The sequence below is a fragment of the Flaviflexus huanghaiensis genome (assembly GCF_014118685.1).
In the GTDB taxonomy this organism is placed as follows: Bacteria; Actinomycetota; Actinomycetes; order Actinomycetales; family Actinomycetaceae; genus Flaviflexus; species Flaviflexus huanghaiensis.
This window is the reverse complement of record NZ_JACFAK010000016.1, coordinates 1-19,423: the sequence shown is the minus strand read 5'-3', so window position 1 is coordinate 19,423 and position 19,423 is coordinate 1. Positions and strand designations below refer to the sequence as shown.

18 protein-coding genes and 1 tRNA gene are annotated in these 19,423 nt (G+C 62.1%); 13 read left to right on the top strand and 6 right to left on the bottom strand.

The genetic code is table 11. The features are described 5' to 3' along the window. Window positions 1–8: 8 nt before the first annotated feature. The 7 genes from pth (at window position 9) to H7E91_RS10350 (ending at window position 8,411) form a co-directional block, all read left to right on the top strand. Window positions 9–587, top strand: a complete 579-nt coding sequence (pth, locus tag H7E91_RS10380) for an aminoacyl-tRNA hydrolase (protein ID WP_182355032.1) — start codon at window positions 9–11, stop codon at window positions 585–587. Further along, complete coding sequence (gene mfd, locus H7E91_RS10375; RefSeq protein WP_182355070.1) at window positions 587–4,153, top strand: transcription-repair coupling factor; 3,567 nt, start codon at window positions 587–589, stop codon at window positions 4,151–4,153. Before pth ends, mfd begins: the two co-directional genes overlap by 1 nt. A 49-nt stretch (window positions 4,154–4,202) precedes the next feature. Continuing rightward, window positions 4,203–4,715: a hypothetical protein gene (locus tag H7E91_RS10370; RefSeq protein ID WP_182355031.1), complete on the top strand. Its 513-nt coding sequence runs from the start codon at window positions 4,203–4,205 to the stop codon at window positions 4,713–4,715. 156 nt (window positions 4,716–4,871) lie between these two features. After that, window positions 4,872–6,152 carry a phosphopyruvate hydratase gene (gene eno, locus H7E91_RS10365; protein WP_182355030.1) on the top strand — a complete coding sequence of 427 codons (1,281 nt, stop codon included), beginning with the start codon at window positions 4,872–4,874 and terminating at the stop codon, window positions 6,150–6,152. 88 nt (window positions 6,153–6,240) lie between these two features. Then, entirely contained in the window at window positions 6,241–6,840 is a 600-nt protein-coding gene (locus H7E91_RS10360) for an FtsB family cell division protein (RefSeq protein WP_182355029.1), read from the top strand. Beyond that, window positions 6,837–7,343 carry a DUF501 domain-containing protein gene (locus tag H7E91_RS10355; RefSeq protein WP_182355028.1) on the top strand — a complete coding sequence of 169 codons (507 nt, stop codon included), beginning with the start codon at window positions 6,837–6,839 and terminating at the stop codon, window positions 7,341–7,343. Before H7E91_RS10360 ends, H7E91_RS10355 begins: the two co-directional genes overlap by 4 nt. Window positions 7,344–7,469: 126 nt before the next feature. Further along, window positions 7,470–8,411, top strand: a complete 942-nt coding sequence (locus tag H7E91_RS10350) for a Ppx/GppA family phosphatase (protein WP_182355027.1) — start codon at window positions 7,470–7,472, stop codon at window positions 8,409–8,411. A gap of 85 nt (window positions 8,412–8,496) precedes the next feature. On the opposite strand, the gene nhaA is transcribed toward H7E91_RS10350, so the two are convergent. Beyond that, the gene (gene nhaA / locus H7E91_RS10345; RefSeq protein ID WP_241698541.1) at window positions 8,497–9,843 is read right to left on the bottom strand and encodes a Na+/H+ antiporter NhaA; all 1,347 of its coding nucleotides are present in this window, start codon (window positions 9,841–9,843) and stop codon (window positions 8,497–8,499) included. A 110-nt stretch (window positions 9,844–9,953) separates the two neighbouring features. On the opposite strand from nhaA, the gene H7E91_RS10340 reads away from it, so the two are divergent. Together H7E91_RS10340 and H7E91_RS10335 are read left to right on the top strand one after the other, a co-directional pair. Further along, window positions 9,954–10,030, top strand: a tRNA-Leu gene (locus H7E91_RS10340). A gap of 236 nt (window positions 10,031–10,266) precedes the next feature. Then, the gene (locus H7E91_RS10335; RefSeq protein WP_206680421.1) at window positions 10,267–10,800 is read left to right on the top strand and encodes a hypothetical protein; all 534 of its coding nucleotides are present in this window, start codon (window positions 10,267–10,269) and stop codon (window positions 10,798–10,800) included. Window positions 10,801–11,025: 225 nt separating this feature from the next. Here H7E91_RS10335 and H7E91_RS10330 read toward each other — a convergent pair whose 3' ends face one another. Both H7E91_RS10330 and H7E91_RS10325 read right to left on the bottom strand, forming a co-directional pair. Beyond that, on the bottom strand, window positions 11,026–12,222 hold the full coding sequence (locus tag H7E91_RS10330) for a Dyp-type peroxidase (protein ID WP_182355024.1): 1,197 nt from the start codon (window positions 12,220–12,222) through the stop codon (window positions 11,026–11,028). Beyond that, the gene (locus H7E91_RS10325; protein WP_206680420.1) at window positions 12,219–12,671 is read right to left on the bottom strand and encodes a copper chaperone PCu(A)C domain-containing protein; all 453 of its coding nucleotides are present in this window, start codon (window positions 12,669–12,671) and stop codon (window positions 12,219–12,221) included. Before H7E91_RS10325 ends, H7E91_RS10330 begins: the two co-directional genes overlap by 4 nt. 368 nt (window positions 12,672–13,039) lie before the next feature. On the opposite strand from H7E91_RS10325, the gene H7E91_RS10320 reads away from it, so the two are divergent. After that, window positions 13,040–13,981, top strand: coding sequence for a Bax inhibitor-1/YccA family protein (locus tag H7E91_RS10320; RefSeq protein ID WP_182355022.1), 942 nt, complete (start codon window positions 13,040–13,042; stop codon window positions 13,979–13,981). A gap of 72 nt (window positions 13,982–14,053) precedes the next feature. On the opposite strand, the gene H7E91_RS10315 is transcribed toward H7E91_RS10320, so the two are convergent. The 3 genes from H7E91_RS10315 to msrA all read right to left on the bottom strand — a co-directional run bounded on the left by H7E91_RS10315 (window position 14,054) and on the right by msrA (window position 15,905). Then, window positions 14,054–14,458 (bottom strand): FKBP-type peptidyl-prolyl cis-trans isomerase, encoded by a 405-nt coding sequence (locus tag H7E91_RS10315; RefSeq protein ID WP_182355021.1) that lies wholly within the window; start codon window positions 14,456–14,458, stop codon window positions 14,054–14,056. A 68-nt stretch (window positions 14,459–14,526) separates the two neighbouring features. Then, window positions 14,527–15,162 carry a phosphoserine phosphatase SerB gene (gene serB / locus H7E91_RS10310; protein ID WP_182355020.1) on the bottom strand — a complete coding sequence of 212 codons (636 nt, stop codon included), beginning with the start codon at window positions 15,160–15,162 and terminating at the stop codon, window positions 14,527–14,529. Window positions 15,163–15,260: 98 nt separating this feature from the next. After that, on the bottom strand, window positions 15,261–15,905 hold the full coding sequence (gene msrA, locus H7E91_RS10305; protein WP_182355019.1) for a peptide-methionine (S)-S-oxide reductase MsrA: 645 nt from the start codon (window positions 15,903–15,905) through the stop codon (window positions 15,261–15,263). A 137-nt stretch (window positions 15,906–16,042) separates the two neighbouring features. Between msrA and H7E91_RS10300 the strand changes: the two genes are divergently transcribed. From H7E91_RS10300 to H7E91_RS10290, 3 genes are all read left to right on the top strand, one after another. Beyond that, window positions 16,043–17,371, top strand: a complete 1,329-nt coding sequence (locus H7E91_RS10300) for an AI-2E family transporter (protein ID WP_182355018.1) — start codon at window positions 16,043–16,045, stop codon at window positions 17,369–17,371. Between the two features lie 706 nt (window positions 17,372–18,077). Further along, complete coding sequence (locus H7E91_RS10295; RefSeq protein ID WP_182355017.1) at window positions 18,078–18,236, top strand: hypothetical protein; 159 nt, start codon at window positions 18,078–18,080, stop codon at window positions 18,234–18,236. A gap of 2 nt (window positions 18,237–18,238) precedes the next feature. Beyond that, a complete protein-coding gene (locus tag H7E91_RS10290; RefSeq protein WP_182355016.1) occupies window positions 18,239–19,321 on the top strand; it encodes an alpha/beta fold hydrolase in 1,083 nt (360 codons plus the stop codon). Window positions 19,322–19,423: the final 102 nt, after the last annotated feature.

Below are 19,423 nucleotides of genomic sequence, written 5' to 3'. Positions count from 1 at the left end.
GGAGTGGTATGAGAGCAGTTGTTGGACTCGGCAATCCGGGCCCGAAATACGCGAACACGAGACACAATGTCGGTCACATGGTGATCGACGAGCTTGTGCGCCGTGCTGGCGGTAAGCTCACCGCGCATCGTTCCCGGAATTTCCTCATGACCGGGCGGGTAACGACCGCTCCGATAGACGAGGGCGGTTTTGTCCTCGCTGTGTGCGATAGCTATATGAACGTCTCCGGCGGGCCCGTGAAGGCACTCCTGTCATATTTCAAGATCGAGCCGTCCGAGCTCCTTGTCATTCACGACGACCTCGACCTGCCCGCGCACACGCTCCGGTTGAAGGATGGCGGCGGCGAGGGCGGACACAACGGTCTGAAATCAATTACGAACGCAGTTGGTACAAAGAACTACCAGCGGCTACGGATCGGCCTCGGACGGCCACCCGGAACGCAGGACGCGGCGGATTTCGTGCTCAGCCAGATCAAGGGTCCCGAAAAGACCGCCTATGAGGTCACCGTCTCGCAGGCGGCAGACGTCGTCGACGATGTGCTGACGATGGGCTTCGTCGCCGCCCAAGCACGCCTGCACGCGATGTGATGAATAGCGTTCTCGGCCGGCTCCGTAGCGAGCCCACTCTGGCTTCCCTTCCCCTCGCAACGGACAAGCGGCTCGATGTGGCGATGCCGCTCGGCCTCATCCCGGCTTCTCTCGCACTGCTCGCCCAGGATGGTGACCGACCCACTGTCGTCGTCACGCCCACGGGTAGGGATGGCGATGAGCTCCTTGGCGCTCTTGCTGGCTACCTGCCGCGCGAGGAGATCGACATCCTGCCGTCGTGGGAAACCCTCCCGCACGAGCGACTCTCACCGCGGGCCGACACTGTCGCGAAAAGGCTGTCCGTCTTCCGACGTCTTGCCCATCCGGAGGAGTTCGGCAAGCTCTCCGTTCTTATCGTCCCGATCCGGTCTCTACTGCAGCCAGTCGTCAAAGGCGTCGGCGAGATGGTGCCCGTGCGGGTCCGCTCAGGGCAGGAGATGCCACTCGAGGAGATCGTGACGGCACTCGTCGATGCTGCCTACGTCCGCGTCGACATGGTCGAATCCCGTGGACAGTTTGCCGTCCGCGGCGGCATCCTCGATGTTTTCCCCCCGACCGAGCCCCACCCGCTCCGCCTTGAACTCTTTGGCGACGAGATCGACGAGATCCGGTCCTTCTCTGTCGCCGACCAGCGGTCCCTCGAGGTTGTCGACGAGCTTTATGCCCCGCCCTGTCGGGAAATCCTCATCGACGACGCGGTTCGCGAGCGCGCCCGGAAGGCAGCAGATACTCTCCCGGGTGCGAGAGACATGCTGGAGAAAATCGCCCAGGGCATCGCCGTCGAAGGTATGGAGTCTCTCGCGCCGGTCGTGACCGAGGGTATGGAGCCGGTCCACGAACTCTTCGACCCGTCATCTCGAATTGTTGTTGTTCAGCCAGAGCGCGTCTTTTCCCGTAGCCAGGATCTCGTTGCCACGACGGAGGAGTTCCTCGCGGCCGCGTGGTCGTCGGCGGCGGCAGGCGGCGATGTGCCGCTCACTGTGTCGGATGCGTCGTTCCTCGACATCGCAGATGTCCGGCAGCACGTGCGTAGCCGCGGGTTGGCGTGGTGGAGCTTCGGCGGGTTGACCGGAGACCAGGAGCTCGACAGCACGAAGCGGGTGGTCGACGCCCAGGAGCCGAAGGCGTTCCACGGCGATGTGGACGCGGCACTGAAGGATATGGGGCTGTTGGCGGCGCAGGGCTGGTGGCCGATCATCGTCGTCGAAGGCGGCGGTCTGGGCCGCCGCATTGCCTCCGAGCTCAACAGCCAGGACATCCCCGCCGAATTTGTCACCGAGCTCGAAGAAGTACCGGGCGTCGTCACCGTCACGGTCGCCCCCATTTCGACCGGCTTCATTATTCCTGGCGTGAAGCTCGCGGTGCTTGCCGCGACCGACATCACGGGCAGGGGCGGTTCCTCAACGAAGGATATGAGGAAGATGCCGTCGCGCAGGCGCGCGGGCGTCGACCCGCTCGCCCTCAAACCCGGCGATTACATCGTTCATGACCGCCACGGCGTCGGCCGGTTCCTGCGGATGGATTCCCGTCCAATCGACGGCACCGATGGGGCGATGCGTGAATATCTCGTCGTCGAATATGCGCCGTCAAAGCGCGGTATGCCGGGCGACCAGCTGTGGATTCCGACGGACTCCCTCGATCTCGTGTCCCGCTACTCTGGCTCCGAGGCACCACAGGTGTCGAAGATGGGGGGAGCGGACTGGGCCAAAGCGAAGGCAAAGGCCCGCAAAGCGACCGAACAGATCGCGGGTGAGCTCGTGCGCCTCTACGCGACGAGGAAAGCGACGAAGGGTTTCCAGTTCTCCCCAGACAGCCCGTGGCAGCGGGAGCTCGAGGACGCCTTCGCCCACGTTGAAACGCCGGATCAGCTCGCGACCATCGACGAGGTCAAGCGAGACATGGAATCGCCAACCCCCATGGACCGGCTCATCTCCGGCGATGTTGGGTACGGAAAGACAGAGATCGCGATCCGGGCGGCGTTCAAGGCCGTTCAAGATTCGAAGCAGGTGGCCGTTCTTGTGCCAACCACCCTGCTCGTGTCCCAGCACCTCGAGACGTTCCAGGAGCGCTATGCGGGATTCCCGGTCACCGTCGCTGGGCTGTCCCGGTTCCAGTCCGAAGAGGAATCAGAGAGGGTCAAAGCCGGTATCAAGGACGGCTCGATCGATGTTGTCGTCGGCACGCACCGCCTTCTGACCGGCTCGATCTCCTTCAAGAACCTCGGCCTTGTCATTATCGACGAGGAGCAGCGGTTCGGCGTCGAGCACAAGGAGACGCTCACCCAGCTCCGGTCAAACGTTGATGTTCTCTCCATGTCGGCGACACCGATTCCCCGGACGTTGGAGATGGCGGTGACGGGGATTCGTGAGATGTCGACCTTGGCGACCCCTCCCGAGGAACGCCACCCCATCCTCACGTACGTCGGACCGTACGAGGAGAAGCAGGTGACCGCCGCTATCCGCAGGGAGCTGCTGCGCGACGGTCAGGTGTTCTACGTCCACAACAGGGTCCAATCAATCCGGGCCCAGGCGAAGAAGGTCGAAGAGCTCGTCCCTGAAGCCCGTGTCGCTGTTGCGCATGGCAAGATGAGCGAGCGGCAACTCGAGACAGTCATCCAACAGTTCTGGGACCGTGAAGTAGACGTGCTTGTCTGCACGACGATTATCGAGACCGGCCTCGACATCTCCAATGCCAACACCCTCATTGTCGACAACGCCGAACGGCTCGGACTGTCCCAGCTCCATCAGTTGCGCGGCAGGGTGGGGCGAGGCCGCGAACGCGCCTACGCCTACTTCCTCTACCCGCCGGATAAGGCGATGACAGAGACCGCGGTCGCGAGGTTGCGGACCATCTCGTCTCACACCCAGCTTGGGTCCGGCATCCAGGTCGCCATGAAAGACCTCGAGATCCGCGGCGCCGGTAACCTCCTCGGCGGAGAACAGTCCGGCCATATTGCCGGAGTCGGCTTTGACCTGTACGTCCGGATGATTGCTGAACAGGTGGAGTCGATGCAGGCGATGCTGACCGGGGGCCGTCACGAAGATCCAGAGCCGCCTCCGATCAAACTCGATTTGCCGATCGATGCGACCGTGCCCGACTCGTACGTGCCGCAAGAAGGCCTTCGCCTCGACATTTACTCGAAGGTCGCGAACTCGACGAGCGAAGAAGAGCACGACGAGATCCGAGCCGAGCTCATCGACCGCTACGGTCCGATCCCTGCCGCAGTTGAGCGCATGTTCCTCTTGGCCCGAATCAGGCAGAAGATGCGGGAGGCGAAGCTTGAGGATGCGGTCGTGCAGGGAGAATACCTGCGGCTTTACCCGGTGGCCCTGCCCGATTCGAGGCAGATGAGGCTCAAGCGTCTGCACCCGCGCACGGTCATGAAGCCCGCGGTTCGTACCGCGCTCGTCCCCTTGCCGGTCAAGGGCCAAGCGAAGCTCGGCGCGACCCCCGAGCCGCTCATGAACGAAGAGTTCGGTGACTGGTTTGCCGACCTTCTGCGCGGAGTGTTTATGCCCGACTCAGAGGGAAAGGGCGGCAACAATCCGGACGGGACTGGCAAGTAAGACGCGCCGGACGGCATATCATGGCATCAGTCGAATTCTTGGAGGAACAGTGAAGAAGCTCGTCGCACTCGCCGCAACAGGCGTGGTTATGGCTGCATGCTCGACGGATCCGTCGACCGCCGCGACCGTTAACGGTTCGGACATCACGATCGATGATCTCGCCCAGGTTCAATCGGACTTCCGGGGGCAGGGTGTCAACACCCTGGCGGATGGGGTGCTCAACATGATGATCAACGGTGAGATCGCCAACGACATCATCGAAGCGCAGGGCCTCGACATGACAGGCGAGGCGCGCGAGGCCGTGTTCGGCCAACTGGGACTCAACCCGACCGCCGAGTACTCGGAGCAGACTGACGCAGTCATTGACTACCTCGCCTTCACGCTCCTCACCGACGCTGGCATGTACACGGTTGACGACATCAGCCCGGTACTTGACGCCCTCGGCGACGCCGATGTCGAGGTCAACCCGCGCTTTGGCGAGTGGGATCAAGACAACTTCGCCATCGCTCGCCCCGACCGTGGCTACCTGACGTCCGAAGATGGCCCGGCACCCGGCTTCTGAGGTTTCGCCGCGTAGTAGCGGTCATGGCATGCACTTTCGTTCACGCTTCGGTGAATTTGGCCTCTCGGATGATAAGTCCCGGGTGAAATCCTGCAGGGCGGGACTAGACTGGGCTGTGGTTAAACGACCGCACCTCTAACTGATGAAGGAGTCCCAGTGGCCATTATCGAGGCACTGAACGCCCGTGAAATTCTTGATTCCCGCGGCAACCCGACCGTCGAGGTCGAGGTTCAGCTGGACGATGGCACGTACGCCATCGCGCAGGTTCCGTCCGGCGCGTCCACCGGCGCCTTCGAGGCCGTCGAGCTTCGCGACGGAGACAAGGGCCGTTACCTGGGCAAGGGTGTTGAAGAGGCCGTCAACGCGGTCATCGAGACCATTGAGCCCGAGGTCGTCGGCCTGGAGGCCGACGAACAGCGCGTTCTCGATCAGACGATGATCGACCTGGACGGCACCCCGAACAAGGGCAAGCTCGGCGCGAACGCGATTCTTGGCGTCTCACTCGCAGTGGCAAAGGCTGCCGCAGAGTCCGCGGGCCTGCCGCTGTACCGCTACCTTGGCGGCCCGAACGCGCACGTCCTGCCCGTCCCGATGATGAACATCCTCAACGGCGGCTCGCATGCCGACTCGAACGTCGACATCCAGGAATTCATGATTGCCCCGGTCGGCGCACCGACGTTCAAGGAGTCGCTCCGCTGGGGCGCCGAGGTTTACCACGCGCTCAAGGCTGTTCTCCAGGAGCGAGGTCTCAGCACCGGTCTTGGCGATGAGGGCGGCTTCGCCCCGAACCTCGAGTCCAACGCTGCAGCGCTCGACCTCATTGTCGAAGCGATCGGCAAGGCCGGCCTCGAGCCGGGCAAGGACATCGCCCTCGCCCTCGACGTCGCAGCAACCGAGTTCTTCAACGACGGCAAGTACACCTTTGAGGGTGGCCAGAAGACCGCTGACGAGATGATCGCATACTACGAGAAGCTCGTTGCCGACTACCCGCTCGTCTCCATCGAGGACCCGCTGTCCGAGGATGAGTGGGCTGACTGGACCGCCATGACCGCGCAGGTTGGTGACCGCGTCCAGATCGTCGGCGACGACCTGTTCGTCACGAACCCCGAGCGTCTCAGCCGCGGCATCAAGGAGCACTCTGCGAACGCGCTCCTCGTTAAGGTCAACCAGATCGGTACGCTGACGGAGACATTTGACGCTGTCGACGCCGCACACCGCGCCGGCTTCAAGTCGATGACGTCGCACCGCTCCGGCGAGACCGAGGACACGACGATCGCCGACCTCGCTGTTGCGACGAACTCCGGTCAGATCAAGACCGGCGCACCGGCCCGTGGCGAGCGCGTCAACAAGTACAACCAGCTCCTGCGCATCGAGTACGGCCTCGGCGACGCAGCGGCTTACGCGGGTCACAACGCCTTCCCGCGTGCCTCCTTCTAGTCACTAGTCGTTCGCACTGCAGAATAATCTGCAGGCAACACCCCCGGCCCTGCGGGACATCCCGCGGGGCCGGTCTAACATGGAGCATATGAATTCTCGACGCCCAGGCTCCTCGCGCGGCCCCACACGGCCGGGTGCGATAAGGCGCACCAACCGCGGCTCAGGTAGGCAGGAGCAGGTGGAGGAGGAGCCGCGCCTGAAGAAGGAGCGGACGCGCCGTGCTCTCGTCTTTGGTGCGGAACGGCCGCGGGCGCTGTCGCTACGGCTTCTCGCGATCGTCCTCACCGCCATGCTGGCCGTCATCATCATCGCCCCAACCCTGTCCAGTTACCTCGACCAGCAGCAGCAGCTGAGGGAACTCAACTCGTCAGTCGAGGAGGCCCGTGCTCGAGTCCGGACCCTCCAGGTCGAGGTCATCCTGTGGAACGACGACGATTACGTTCGTGCGAAGGCCCGTGAGCGCCTCGGCTACGTCAAGCCCGGCGAGGTGCTTTATGTCGTTAACGACCCGGATGAGGGCACGCCGAAGGATAATCGCAGGGCGCTCGAAATGGAGCTCGAATACAACCGCCGGGCGTCGACTCCGTGGTTTACGACAATGTGGGATTCGCTCTCGGTTACCGGTTACAGCGACCGAGAATCAGCTGAAGAACCGGCGGAGCAACCGGAGGAAGAGGGCACGAAGTGACCGTTACGGACAAGGACATCGCCTCGCTCAATAGACAACTTGGACGCGTTCCGCGCGGTGTCATCTCAATCGCTGCGCGGTGTGGATGCGGGGAGCCGACCGTCGTTGAGACTGCGCCCCGTCTGGAGGACGGCACACCGTTCCCCACGCTCTACTATCTCACCCACCCTCAGGTTGTTCTCGAGGTGTCGCGGCTCGAAGGTAGCCACATCATGTCCGAGCTCACCGAGCGCCTCGAGGCCGATGAGGAACTGGCGGCTAAGTATCGTGCCGCACACGACGATTACCTTGCTCGTCGCAGGAGACACGGTGAAGTCGAGGAGATCGACGGGATCTCAGCTGGCGGCATGCCGACCCGCGTGAAATGCCTCCATGCGCTTGTTGGCCACAGCCTCGCCGTCGGTCCTGGCGTCAATCCCATCGGAGACATGGCACTCGAGATGATCGACTGGACGGTGGCCGGCTGCACGTGCGTCAAAGATCGTGAGAACCAGTCCGCGTAGGCGTCCTGCGTCGACGGTCGCGCGGATCTGAAAGAACCGTACAGGAGTGACGCGCGACCTCCAGGCCTGAGAAATGTCACCCATTCAGGGCTCGAAACCGCCGCCGGTTCGTGACAGTCTTAAACGGTGAAAGTTGCAGGAATTGACTGCGGAACGAACTCGATCCGCCTTCTCATAGCCGACATTGAGCCCGGCCAGCCGTTGCGGGACCTTGAGCGGACGATGCAGGTCGTCCGCTTGGGCCAGGGTGTGGACCGGACCGGGAGCTTCGCCGAGGACGCGCTTGAGCGCACCTTCGCTGCGGCTGAGGAGTATGCGGAACTGTGCCGGGTGCACGGGGTCGACGTCATCAAATTTGTCGCCACCTCAGCTACACGTGATGCGCACAACCGCGACGTTTTCATCACCGGCATCGAACAGCGCCTTGGCGTGACACCGCAGGTGATCTCGGGCGAACGGGAAGCGCAGCTCTCCTTCGCCGGTGCTGCGTCCGTCATTGACGCAACCGAGCCCGTCGTCGTTGTTGATCTTGGCGGTGGTTCGACCGAAATGATTGTCGGCACCGCTACCGACGGTGTGACGGGTTCTTATTCGATGGACGTGGGCTGTGTTCGCATGCAGGAGCGTCACCTCGCAACAGATCCGCCCACCCCTGACGAGCTCGCTTCCGCCCGCCGCGACGTTGAGGTCGCCCTTGATGAGGCGCTGGCGGACGTCGACATTTCTCACGCGACGAATATTGTCGGCCTCGCCGGTACTGTCACAACGGTGACGGCACGTGCCCTTCGACTGCCCGTGTACGACGCGGGTGTCATCGACGGGACGAGGCTCACCCTTGAGCAGGTGTACGAGGCATGCGACTGGCTCATGACGGCAAGCAGAGATGAGCGGGTCGCTGAGGGATACATGCATCCCGGCCGAGTCGACGTCATCGCTGCCGGGTCGCTTGTGTGGTCGGAGGTTGTGAAGAGATGTGCGCAGGAGATGCCTGGACTCGCGACCGTGACGACCTCCGAGCACGACATTCTCGACGGCATCGCCCTGTGGGCTGCTAACCGCATCCCTTAGCGGGAGCCGGAGACCCACGGGCGGGTTGACGAACGAAGAGGAGGACCGCTCACGGCGGTCCTCCTCTTCGCGTCTGACGTGCTAACTAGCTGTGGTCGTCGCCAGTCGCGTCGCGTGGAGTGTCGATGTCAATATTGGGTTTGCCGTCGAGCCGAATGTCGTCCCGCGTCGCGTCATGGGTCTCGTCAATGTAGATATTGGGGCGACCGTCGAGCCGGATGTCATCCTCTGTTGCGTCGTGGACCTCGACGAATTCACGGCCGCGGGCTTGCACGCGTAGGGCGATTGCGCCGAGGACAGCTGAGATAACGGAGCCGAGGATGACGGCGATGCGGGCGTAACCCGAGTACGGATGGTCGGGCGCGAAGGAGAGGGACGCGATGAGGAGCGAGACCGTGAACCCGACACCAGAAACGAACGAGACGGCTGCAATGTCACCCAAATAGAGATGTGTGCCGAGGCGAAGCCCGAAGACCTTGGTGATAAGGGCGGTACCTCCCCAAATGCCGAGGAACTTACCGAGCGGCAGTGCCACGTAGATGCCGATGGCGACTGGGTTGGTCAGCATCGCACCGAAGCCGCCGGCGTCGACGACGTTGACGCCAGCTGCGAAGAAAGCGAAGATCGGGAGCACGATGCCGGCCGACCAGAACTCGAAGCGTTCACCAAAGAACTCGGTCAGCGGCTTCTTTTCGCCCGCCTGGGCGAGGGCCGGGACGCTGAGGCCAAGGAGCACACCGGCGATCGTTGCGTGGACACCGGCGGAGTGCATGGCGACCCAGGCGACGATCGCGAGCGGCCACAGGAGCCACCAATGGGTGATGCGCTTCCGAAGGAGGGCTGCGAAGATGCCGATGGCGACCAAGGACACCGCGAGCCACGCGAAGGAGATGCCATCGCTGAAGAAGATGGCGATGATCGTGATGCCGAGGAGATCATCGACCACAGCGAGCGTGAGAAGGAAGACTCGGGCCGCCGTCGGCAACCCCTTTCCGAACAACCCAAGAACTGCGAGGGCGAAGGCGATGTCCGTCGCAACGGGGATCGCCCATCCGTCGTACTCACCGGAGCCGGAGATTGCGATGATCGCGACATAGACGAGCACCGGACCCGCCATGCCGCAGACAGCTGCGATCATGGGGACGAGCGCCTGTTTCACATCCCGCAGGCTTCCCGATACAAACTCTGTCTTGAGCTCGAGGCCGACAACAAAGAAGAAGATGGCGAGAAGACCGTCGGAGGCCCACGTGGCGATTGAGAGGTCGAGGTGAACTGCTGAGGGGCCAACCGTCGTGTTCGATAAAGTCGCGTAGCCGTCTCGCAGGGGCGAGTTCGCCCAGATGAGGGCGATGGCGGCTCCCAAGAGAAGGACGCCGCCAGCAAACGTCTCCGAGTGCAGTTTCTCCTTGTACCACGAGACAGGGTTCGTCAACACGCTCTCCATTCACAATTCGGCTGATGAGTCCCTACTTTAGTTCCCACCGAGATCTATGATCGCAGATTCCAGGTTCGGCACACATGTTGGGCATAATGTCACTGGTGGCCCCCGTAGCCCAATCGGCAGAGGCGGTCGACTTAAAATCGATTCAGTGAGGGTTCGAGTCCCTCCGGGGGCACCAGTTCTCCTGAGTCGGGACATCGTTGACACACGTGGTTCTGGCCCAGGACTTTTCTGTTGTCGGTCGGTGGTTCGTCGGCTGTGTCCTCTCACGCAGAGGTTGTGGAGTTGTGCCAACGACGATCAGTAAGGTCCTATGCAAGGTAGGCTAGTTCGTCACGGGTGGGATTGCTCACGACCGTGCTAACGTTTTCTGGCACTGTCATGCTAGGGACGGGGAGGCCAATGGACCTCATCTTGGCCGTCATCATCGCGTGCGAGATCGCCTTCTGGGTCTTCGTCATCCTCGGCCTGCTGGCCCGTTATGTCCTGCGTCTGCGGCGTACCGGAACCGTCCTGCTTGCGATGACGCCGGTGGTCGACGTCGTGCTCCTCATCGCCGTGATCATCAACGTTCAAGGTGGCGGAACCGCGACCTTCTTCCACGGCCTCGCCGCGCTGTATCTAGGACTCTCGATCGCCTACGGCCTCAAGATCATTCGATGGGCCGACACGCGTTTTGCCCACCGGTTCGCCCAGGGCCCCGCTCCGGTCAAGCTCTATGCGGCGGGGTATGCGAAGGAGTGTTGGAAGGATGTTGTGCGAACCGCCGTCGCCGTGGCGATTGCAGCCAGCATCCTGGGACTGCTCATCGCCATAACCGATGACACCAACAGAACCGAAGCACTGATCGGTATGTATCCGGTACTTGGTATCTGGTTCGTGATCGACCTGCTCTGGGCGATCAGCTACACCTTCTGGCCCAAGAAGCATCCCAAGACGACAATGTGACACGGAATACCCCTGCGGTCTCCGCGGGTACCGGATACCAGCCATTCGAACGGCCCAACACGAGGGCAGGTGGGTACCGTTACGGAAACGGCCCCGCCGATGATCAAGCAATGACCCGCAAGGTCGCGATAGACCTGGCTGCCGTTTTGGAGATGGGTGGTCCGGACGGAAGCAGGGGGACGACACGGGAGCCGAATAACTGTGGGGCAAACAGCAGCGGGTAATTTACGAAAGCAGGGTTTCGCCGATAAAGCCGCCCGCCTCGCATCCGGGCGGAATGGCGAAGACCGCGGACCCAATCGGCTCCGTCCACTGGTTGAGCAGGTCGAGGTCGGCGAGCCGTTGCTGAAGCGGCACGTATTGCTTGTCGACATCGGCCTGGAACGACGTGAAGATCTGGCCCGCATTCGAGACGGTGCTACTCGGGGGAGTGTCGTCGTAGTTATAGACCCGTCGGAAGATCCTCTCGTCGGGATTGTCCGACCGGGCGCGGCGCATGTGTGCGTACTCGGCAATGATCGGCAGGCCGAGGCTGGTCGTGGCATCGAAGTCAGGCTCATCATGCTCGTTCACGCCGGTCAAAGGCGCGCCAGAATCCTGAAACCGACCCACAGATTGCTCACGCCCGGGCTTGTCGACTTCATCCCAGGTCTCGAGGTCCATGTTGATTCGGCGGATAACGATGCTTGTGCCGTTCGTCAGCCAGCCGTCCGTCGACCATACGAGCCCGTCGAAGTCGGTCGTCCCCGGCGTGGGGTTGGCTGTGCCGTCGAGCTGTCCGAAGAGGTTCCTCATCGTCGCATTCTCCGGAACCGACCCTGCGGCCCTGCGGAAGCCCTTCTGTGTCCAGCGGAGCGAGGCGAAGGTCCTCGTGTCCTTGAGGAGCATACGGGCGGCGTGCGAAACCGTGACAGGATCATCGGCTGCGATCTGGAGGAGAAGGTCGCCATCGCTCCACGCGGCATCGAGCCTATCGATCTCAAAGTCGGGTAGCGGCCCGAGCCAGGATGGAACCGCTTCCGGGTCGGCACGTCTGACAAACTCCTTGCCGAAGCCGAACGTGATGGTGAGCCGGGCAGGGACGAGGGCGAGTTCCGGTTCGGAGTCTGCGAGTGCAGGCTCGCCGGCAGTCAATCTCTCGGCATCGTCTGTCAGTATCGGCATGAGCTTTTTCAGGCTGTCCCGGTCGACGCCGTCAAGTAGGTCGAATGCGTAGAACGAGGCGAACGCCTGGGCGGGCGTTGCGATCCCGGCTTGATGCGAGCCATGGAACGGTATCGTCTGTTCACCAAACGTGGTCTGCTCAGGCGGAGAGGCGCCAGCACGGTCGATTCCGATGGCGGCTGCGGCACCAAGGCCCGCGGCCCCGCCAAGGAGCAGGCCTCTGCGAGTCAGTCCTTCACGTTGCGGTTCGTCGTTCATTCGTCGTCGTGGTAGCTCTCGTTGGCTCCAGCGTAGGACTTCGCTGTCGCTTCGAACGTGAACGTGTCTCCGTTGTCGAGCGTCGCAGCGAACGTGACGACGTCGCCCGGCTCAATTGGTTGGATGAGGCCCATGAGCATGAAGTGGTCACCGCCAGGCTCGAGCAGGAGTTCCCCGCCTGCGTCGATTGTGAAGCCGCCGGAGATTTCCTGCATCATCATCTGCCCGTCTTCGCCCATGATCGTCTCGTGCAGCTCGACTCGATTGGCCGCTGGCGACGTCACGGACGTGATCGCAATGGGCTCGGCTCCGTCGTAGGAGAGGGTTCCGAACGCGCTCGTCATCCCCTCGTCCGATGCTTTGACCCAGGCATCTTCGATCGTAATGTCTGCCGAGGGCGCCTCACCTTCATCGCTCGAACAGGCAGCGACGGTCGTTAGGACTACCACTGTGGCACTCGCCACGCGCGCGTACATACGCATTACTCATCATCCTCCGGGAAAAGCATCACCGCAGGAACCCGATCGCCCTGCAGTTCCACCGGCCTTAAGCTTACACAGGAAGTCTTTCGTGATCGTTCGCTTTGGCACGGTTTCACACCTCTCCGTTCGGCATCCGTATCGGTTGCCTAACAGGTTCTTCCGGTCAGTGCGACGATTGACAATGTACGCATTGTGGCAGGGAACACCGCTTACCTGGCGTCCGGCTGAACCTTTCTTACGCCCAGGTAGGAATCTCGACAATGTGTCTGGTGAGGCTTTGACCGTTTGTATAGACTGCAACCAGTGCCCAGAGAGATTGTGGAGGACTTGCGAAAATGAGCAATCCTATTATGTCGCGCAACCCGTATTTCACGGAGCAGCGCACCCCCGCCGGTTACCCGGCGATGCCGGGTTATGAGCCCGGCCGTGCGGGCCAGCCCGCCGACCAGCAGCGCGGCTACCAGCCGGCCAGCGGCCAGCAGGCATTCCCTCCGCAGGAGTACCAGCAGCCGTTCCAGCCGGGTTACGGACGCGAAGCCCCGGTCTACGGTGACCGGGCAGCGAACGGCGAACCGGCCCTTACCTACGACGACATCATGATGAAGACCGGCATCCTCCTGGGTGTCACGCTTCTATCCGGCATCCTCTCGTGGATGCTGTTCGTCCCCAGCGACATGTCGTCCGCGGGCTTCGGTACGGCGTTCACCGTGGCGATCGTCGCATCACTTGCGGCCTTCGGTGTTGGCCTTTTCATGGCGTTCAAGCGCCAGCTTGGACCCGGGCTGACGATGTCCTATGCGGCTCTTCAGGGTGTCGCACTCGGTACGCTGACCGGTGTTCTCGAGCTCATGTACGAGGGCATCGCCCTGCAGGCCGTCCTTGCGACGGCATCCGTTGTCGCCGTTGCGTGGTTCCTTCATACGACTGGACTCGTGCGCACAACGCCCAAGGGCATGAAGATCGTCCTCACGATCATGATCGCCGCGATTGTCTTCTCTTTCGCGAACCTCATTTTGTCGTGGACCGGGGTTATCGATGCACCGTGGGGCATGAGGTCCGCTGAAATCATGGGCATCCCGCTCGGCGTCGTCCTCGGCGTCGTCATGATCATCGTTGCGTCCTACATGCTCATCAATGACTTTGAGGTCGCGAAGATCGCCGTTGCCAACCGTGCGCCGAGGTCCTTCGCGTGGACGGCCGCCATCGGTATCGTCATGACGATCCTGTGGATCTACCTCGAGGTCCTTCGACTCCTCGCCATTCTCAACCAGGAGTGATAGCGACCCTCGTGGGGGATTGACCGTTGAGTGCGGCCCGGTTTTAACCGGGCCGCACCTATGTTTACCGCGTTACTTTACGCCGACGACGTCGACGACGAAGACGAGGGTGTCAGTACCGCCGATACCGGCCTGGGGTACTCCGCGTGCGCCGTAGCCCTTCTCCGGCGGGATGGAGATGAGAAGGCGGGAGCCGACAGTCTTGCCGACGAGAGCCTCGTCCCATCCGGCAATGACAGCGCCGACGCCGATCGGGAAGCTTGTTGTGCTGCCGCGCTGGTATGACGAGTCGAAGAGACCACCATTCCAGATCTGACCGTGATAGTTGACCTCGATCTGGCGACCGCGTCCAACAATAGGGCCCGTGCCCTCTTCGAGGACGACGACATGCAAGCCCGTGGGGGCCTGCTCGGTCGGGAATGAGAGGGTCGGCTCGTCGCCGAAGGAGCCTGTGGCGGTGGGAAGGTCGACTGCCATGCTGAACCTTTCTATCGAAGTTATGACCGATTCAGTCTGGCATATTCTCGCAACTTCACCCGCCGAGTTCAGGACTTTAGATGGGGGATAAGCTCGGCGAGGGACTCGCCCGTGAGGACAATATCGGCGGCCTCGACGAGGGCGGGGGAGCCACCAAACGCGACGCCCAGTCCGGCCGCCTCGACCATGGCGATGTCATTGGCGCCGTCGCCGATGGCGATCGTCTCATCGGTGCTAACGCCCTCTGTGCGCGCTATGTCTTCCAGATGGTGCGCTTTCTCCTGCTGGCCGATGATGTCTCCGAGAACCCGGCCGGTCAGTATTTCACCGTCGATCTCGAGCCGATTTGCCCGCACTCCCGCGACGGGGAGGCCGGAGACGAATGTGTCGATGAGGTCATGGAAGCCGCCTGAGACGAGATAGACAGGCCATCCCTTGGACTGGGCGAAGTCAAGAAGCTCGGCTGCCCCCTCGGTGAGGGTGATCCCTGCCCGGGCCCTGTCGAGGACGGACACGTCATGTCCGGCGAGAGGCTTCGTTCGCAACCGAAGAGATTCGGCAAACTCGATCTCGCCGCGCCGCATACGTTGAGTGATCTCGGCGACCGCCTCGTAGGCGCCAACCTCGTCAGCCAGCAAGTCAAGCTGCTCCTGCTGGATGAACGTTGCATCAACGTCTAGGACAAAGACCCGCTTGTGGCTCATTATTATTCGCTCCTCACGCTACCTGCCTCGACCATACATGTATAGACAAGGATGAGGCAAGGAGCGGAAGAGTAGGTAAGACGGTGAGTGATCGCCGGTTATGCGACGGGGCAGGCGAGTCCCGTGCGCGCGTGGCAGTTGTAACCGCCTGGATTCTTATCGAGGTACTGCTGATGCTCGTTCTCAGCGAAGTAGAACGGCTGGCCGGGCTCGTGCACCTCTGTGACGATCGCATCGCGGCCCGCGTCCTTGAGGACCTTTTGATAAAGGTCGCGAATTTTCAGTGCGGTCGTGTACTGCTCGTCGGTCGTTGCGAAAATAGCGGAGCGGTACTGCGTACCGCGATCATTGCCCTGCCTGTTGAGCGTTGTCGGGTCGTGCGACTCGAAGAACGCCTGGAGAATTTCCGTGTACGAGACCTTGTTGGGGTCGAAGACGACTCGGACCGTCTCGGTGTGACCCGTGAGTCCGGTACACACCTCCATGTATGTCGGGTTCTTCGTGTATCCGCCCATGAAGCCAACAGCTGTTGTCTCGGCCCCGAGCTCCCAGAAGATCTTTTCAGCGCCCCAGTAGCAACCGAGTGCAAGATAGGCCTCTTCGTGGCCTTCCGCCGGCGGAGCGTCAATCGCTGTGCCGAGTACCGTGTGAGGTCGCGGGTGGGGGAGGACCGGAATGTCTCGCCCGCGCAAAGCGTTCTTCGCCGTGACGACCGGCGGCTTACTGAACTGTAAGAATCCCATGTCTGAATTGTCTACCCATGGCCGCGCTGGTTCAAGGGGTCACGCTTGGAGGGGAAATCAACCCCAGGCACGCGATCGGCCGACGATGAGGAATAGCGGACCGCCCCCTACACTTGTTCCAGGATCGAGAGGAAGCTATGTCACAGTCACCTGAAGACGAGAAGCGGACCATCAGGCAACGAGCCATTGAACGCAGGGAACGGCTCGCGCAGGGTCCGGTCCCGCGCACGGATGAGGCGTATCAGGAGAGGTTGCGTAGCCAGCAGGACCGTCATGACTCTGCGGTGCCGACCGCTTTGAGAATCGCTGCAAGCTGGTCCTGGCGGCTCGTCCTTGTCGGGATCGCCGCCTACTTCATTGGTCAGTTCCTCACGTTCTTCTCAACGATCTTGCTCGCGATCCTCATCGCCATGCTCCTGGCCGTTCTCATGGAGCCGATCCTGCGGTTCTATAGGTCGACTCTACGAATGCCGAGAAGCCTTGCCGCGGCGGTCGCCCTCATCACCTTCCTTCTCATCGTCGTCGGGCTCGTCGGCGGTGCGGGAGCCTCGATCCTCGCCGGGTTCTCAGATCTCTCAGAGAAAGCTGCGGACGGTTTCGATCAACTCCTCGAGTGGCTCTCGGACAGTCCTCTCGGCATTGGCTCCGATCAGTTGCAGCAATATGTCGATCAGTTACAACGGCAACTGAGCCAGAACGCCGGCAACATTGCGGGCGGAGTCCTCAGCGCCACCGGATCCCTCGTTTCGTTCTTCACCGGTCTTATCCTTGCGCTGTTCACCATGTTCTTCTTCATGAGGGATGGGCGGAACATGTGGTTCTTCGTTGTCCGCATGTTCCCCAAGCGTGCTCGCCGCGATATCAACGAGTCCGGCATCCGGGCGTGGTACACGCTCGGGGCTTACACTCGCACCCAGATTGAGGTTGCCGCAATCGACGCCGTTGGCATCGCCGCAGTTGCCGCGGCGCTCGGTGTTTCGCTCTGGTTCCCGATCGGCGTCCTCGTCTTTGTCGGCTCTTTTGTCCCCATTGTCGGCGCGTTCGTTACCGGTGCAATCGCAACTCTTGTCGCGCTCGTTGATCAGGGTGTCGGGGATGCGATTTTCATGTTCATCGGTGTCCTCGCCGTCCAACAGATCGAAGGCAACGTCCTCCAGCCCTACCTCCAGGGCAACAAGCTGTCCCTCCACCCCGTTGTCGTTGTCATCGCTGTCACTGCTGGTTCCATCCTTGCCGGCATCTTCGGTGCCCTCTTCGCGGTCCCCTTCGTCGCGGCCGTCAATGTCGTCATCAACTACCTGGTCGGCCACGACATGTATCCGGAAATGAATTACAAGCCGAACAGGAGCGGTGGCCCACCCGAGGCCTTCGACGAGTACGTCCGCTCCGGTGAAGAAAAGTACGCGAAGAAGGCCGAAGAAGCTGAGGCGAAGAGCAAGCCGGGAGCAAAACCAGCCGAGGAGTGAGAGTCCTTCAGCTATGACTGAATGACGCCGCACGGGTGACGGCGCCCCACAGGGCAGCGGTTACCCTCCCTGTCCTCACCCTGCCCAATACCTTGTTGACAGGTCCGGATATCGACTGGGGCCGTCAGTCCACCTCGTAGCTGAATTGAGAGTTTGGAGCTTCACCTGCTCAGCCGCCCTCGTGCGCTCGCGTGAAAGATCAAGCGAACTTCGGCGATCTCGGCGTTCGGCCGCCCGTGTGCGAGTGCACGCAGGACCTCGGCTCCGCGTGCCGTGATCTGGTTGTCCAGAAGCTCCGGGATTCACGGGGAGAGGATTGGATGAACCCCGTGATCAGGCTTTGTCACGGTGGGTGCAATGCATGCTCGCCCGTCTGCAACGCCTCACCAGGTGGCAGCGGTGTGCGCGTTCTGCCGGCCGGCAGGCTCTTGTGGAAGCGTGACTTTGGCGTCGCTCGCGTTGAGCCGCGCTCGTCGGCAGGACCGCACCGCTACGCCCACAGGGGTGCGGTGAGCGCCTCCCCGATCTTCCGATAGCTCTTCGCGGTGCGACTATCGCTATCCCAGTGGAGGAAGCGGCCTCACGCTTCGCTGGTGACGAGATCCGTGGGCCCTCGGCACATCTGATGCAGGAGCAAGCATCGGCCCGGCCTCTTCCATCCACGGACCTGGAGAATTCGGGATTGAACCGATGTCCATTCGGTCCTATGAGGCGTAGTGTTGCGGGTGCGGGTGGTCATGATGTGTGGGCCAAAGCTCCCTTCGCCGATGTGGAGATTCACGTGGCTGACATCATGTTCAACGACACCTCGGTCATCTATCCGTTCTCTGCCCATAGGAGAGTCGTCCGGGCGGGAAGGCGTTAGCCATGTCGGAGACTGAGTCCTCTGTCACCGCTGTCAGCCGTGTGACGGCTGGTGTAGTTCTGGTCGCGCTGGCGGCCGCTGCGATCGGGTGGCTGTTGCCTCGTGGACCGGTGACGACAGCGCAGGCGCTGGTATCACTCGTCGCGTTGGTTGTCGTGGGGGTTGGTGTCGGGTGGGCACTGCGCACGCGCTGGGCGGTGGTGATCTCGCCGGTCGTGTTCGTCACCGTTTTCGAGCTGGTTCGGACGCGCATTGACGGCCCCACGGTGGACACCATCTCTTTATCAAGCTTGTACGGCATCATCGCCCTTGTTGGAGGCCGCGGGATCGATGCACTTCTCCTGCTCTTGCCCCTGATGGTCGGGTCCGGGTGGGGAGTGTTCCTCGTGAGACGGTCCCTGCGCCGCCGTGCTGCGCATCCCCCTCGCCGCCATCCCGTCAGCAGGGGATTGCTGGCTGTGGCCACGGCCGCGGTCGTGCTACTGACCGCTGGGCTGGCGCGGCCCGCCTCGACCGAGCCGATCGTCGACGCCAACGGTCAGGAGGTGCCGGACAGTATCGCCGAGATCGTCGATGTGCCGATCGGCGGCCACGAGCAGAGCATTATGTTGCGCGGTGTTTCCGCGGAGGCGCCAATCTTGTTGTTTTTGGAAGGCGGCCCCGGGGGCACGGGGATCGGTCGCATCCGCAGGTCCGGGGACGCGTTGGAACAGGACTTCGTCGTCGCCGTGTGGGACCAACGAGGCGCAGGCAAGTCGTATGACGCGCTGGACCCCACCAACACACTGACGCCGGAGCAGATGGTCGACGACACCGTAGAAGTCACCCGCTACCTGCTCGACCGCTTCGATCAAGAAAAGCTGTACCTCGTCGGTAGCTCGTGGGGAACAATCCTCGGAACGCTCGCAGTCCAACGCAACCCCGAGCTCTTCCATGCGTGGATTGGCACGGGTCAGATGGTCGACCCGTTCGAGACGGACCAGCTGATGTACGCGGAAAGCCTCACCGATGCCAGGAACCGGAACGACGATGCCGCGGCCGACGCGCTGGAAGCGCTAGGTGTACTGACCGGACAGGTTGGTTGAGGCAGTGCGATGACACGCGCTGACTTGTGACGTGAAGAGAGGGCCTTCCGCGATTGAGTGGGAGTTGCGAAACCAGCACTCCGAGGAAGGCCCTCCGTATGT

Bases quoted from the DNA above. Each gene is read 5' to 3' on its own strand.
- pth (WP_182355032.1), top strand. From the start codon at position 9: ATGAGAGCAGTTGTTGGACTCGGCAATCCGGGCCCGAAATACGCGAAC.
- mfd (WP_182355070.1), top strand. From the start codon at position 587: ATGAATAGCGTTCTCGGCCGGCTCCGTAGCGAGCCCACTCTGGCTTCC.
- H7E91_RS10360 (WP_182355029.1), top strand. From the start codon at position 6,241: ATGAATTCTCGACGCCCAGGCTCCTCGCGCGGCCCCACACGGCCGGGT.
- H7E91_RS10330 (WP_182355024.1), bottom strand. From the start codon at position 12,222: ATGAACGACGAACCGCAACGTGAAGGACTGACTCGCAGAGGCCTGCTC.
- H7E91_RS10320 (WP_182355022.1), top strand. From the start codon at position 13,040: ATGAGCAATCCTATTATGTCGCGCAACCCGTATTTCACGGAGCAGCGC.
- H7E91_RS10315 (WP_182355021.1), bottom strand. From the start codon at position 14,458: ATGGCAGTCGACCTTCCCACCGCCACAGGCTCCTTCGGCGACGAGCCG.
- serB (WP_182355020.1), bottom strand. From the start codon at position 15,162: ATGAGCCACAAGCGGGTCTTTGTCCTAGACGTTGATGCAACGTTCATC.
- msrA (WP_182355019.1), bottom strand. From the start codon at position 15,905: ATGGGATTCTTACAGTTCAGTAAGCCGCCGGTCGTCACGGCGAAGAAC.
- H7E91_RS10300 (WP_182355018.1), top strand. From the start codon at position 16,043: ATGTCACAGTCACCTGAAGACGAGAAGCGGACCATCAGGCAACGAGCC.
- H7E91_RS10295 (WP_182355017.1), top strand. From the start codon at position 18,078: ATGAGGCGTAGTGTTGCGGGTGCGGGTGGTCATGATGTGTGGGCCAAA.
- H7E91_RS10290 (WP_182355016.1), top strand. From the start codon at position 18,239: ATGTCGGAGACTGAGTCCTCTGTCACCGCTGTCAGCCGTGTGACGGCT.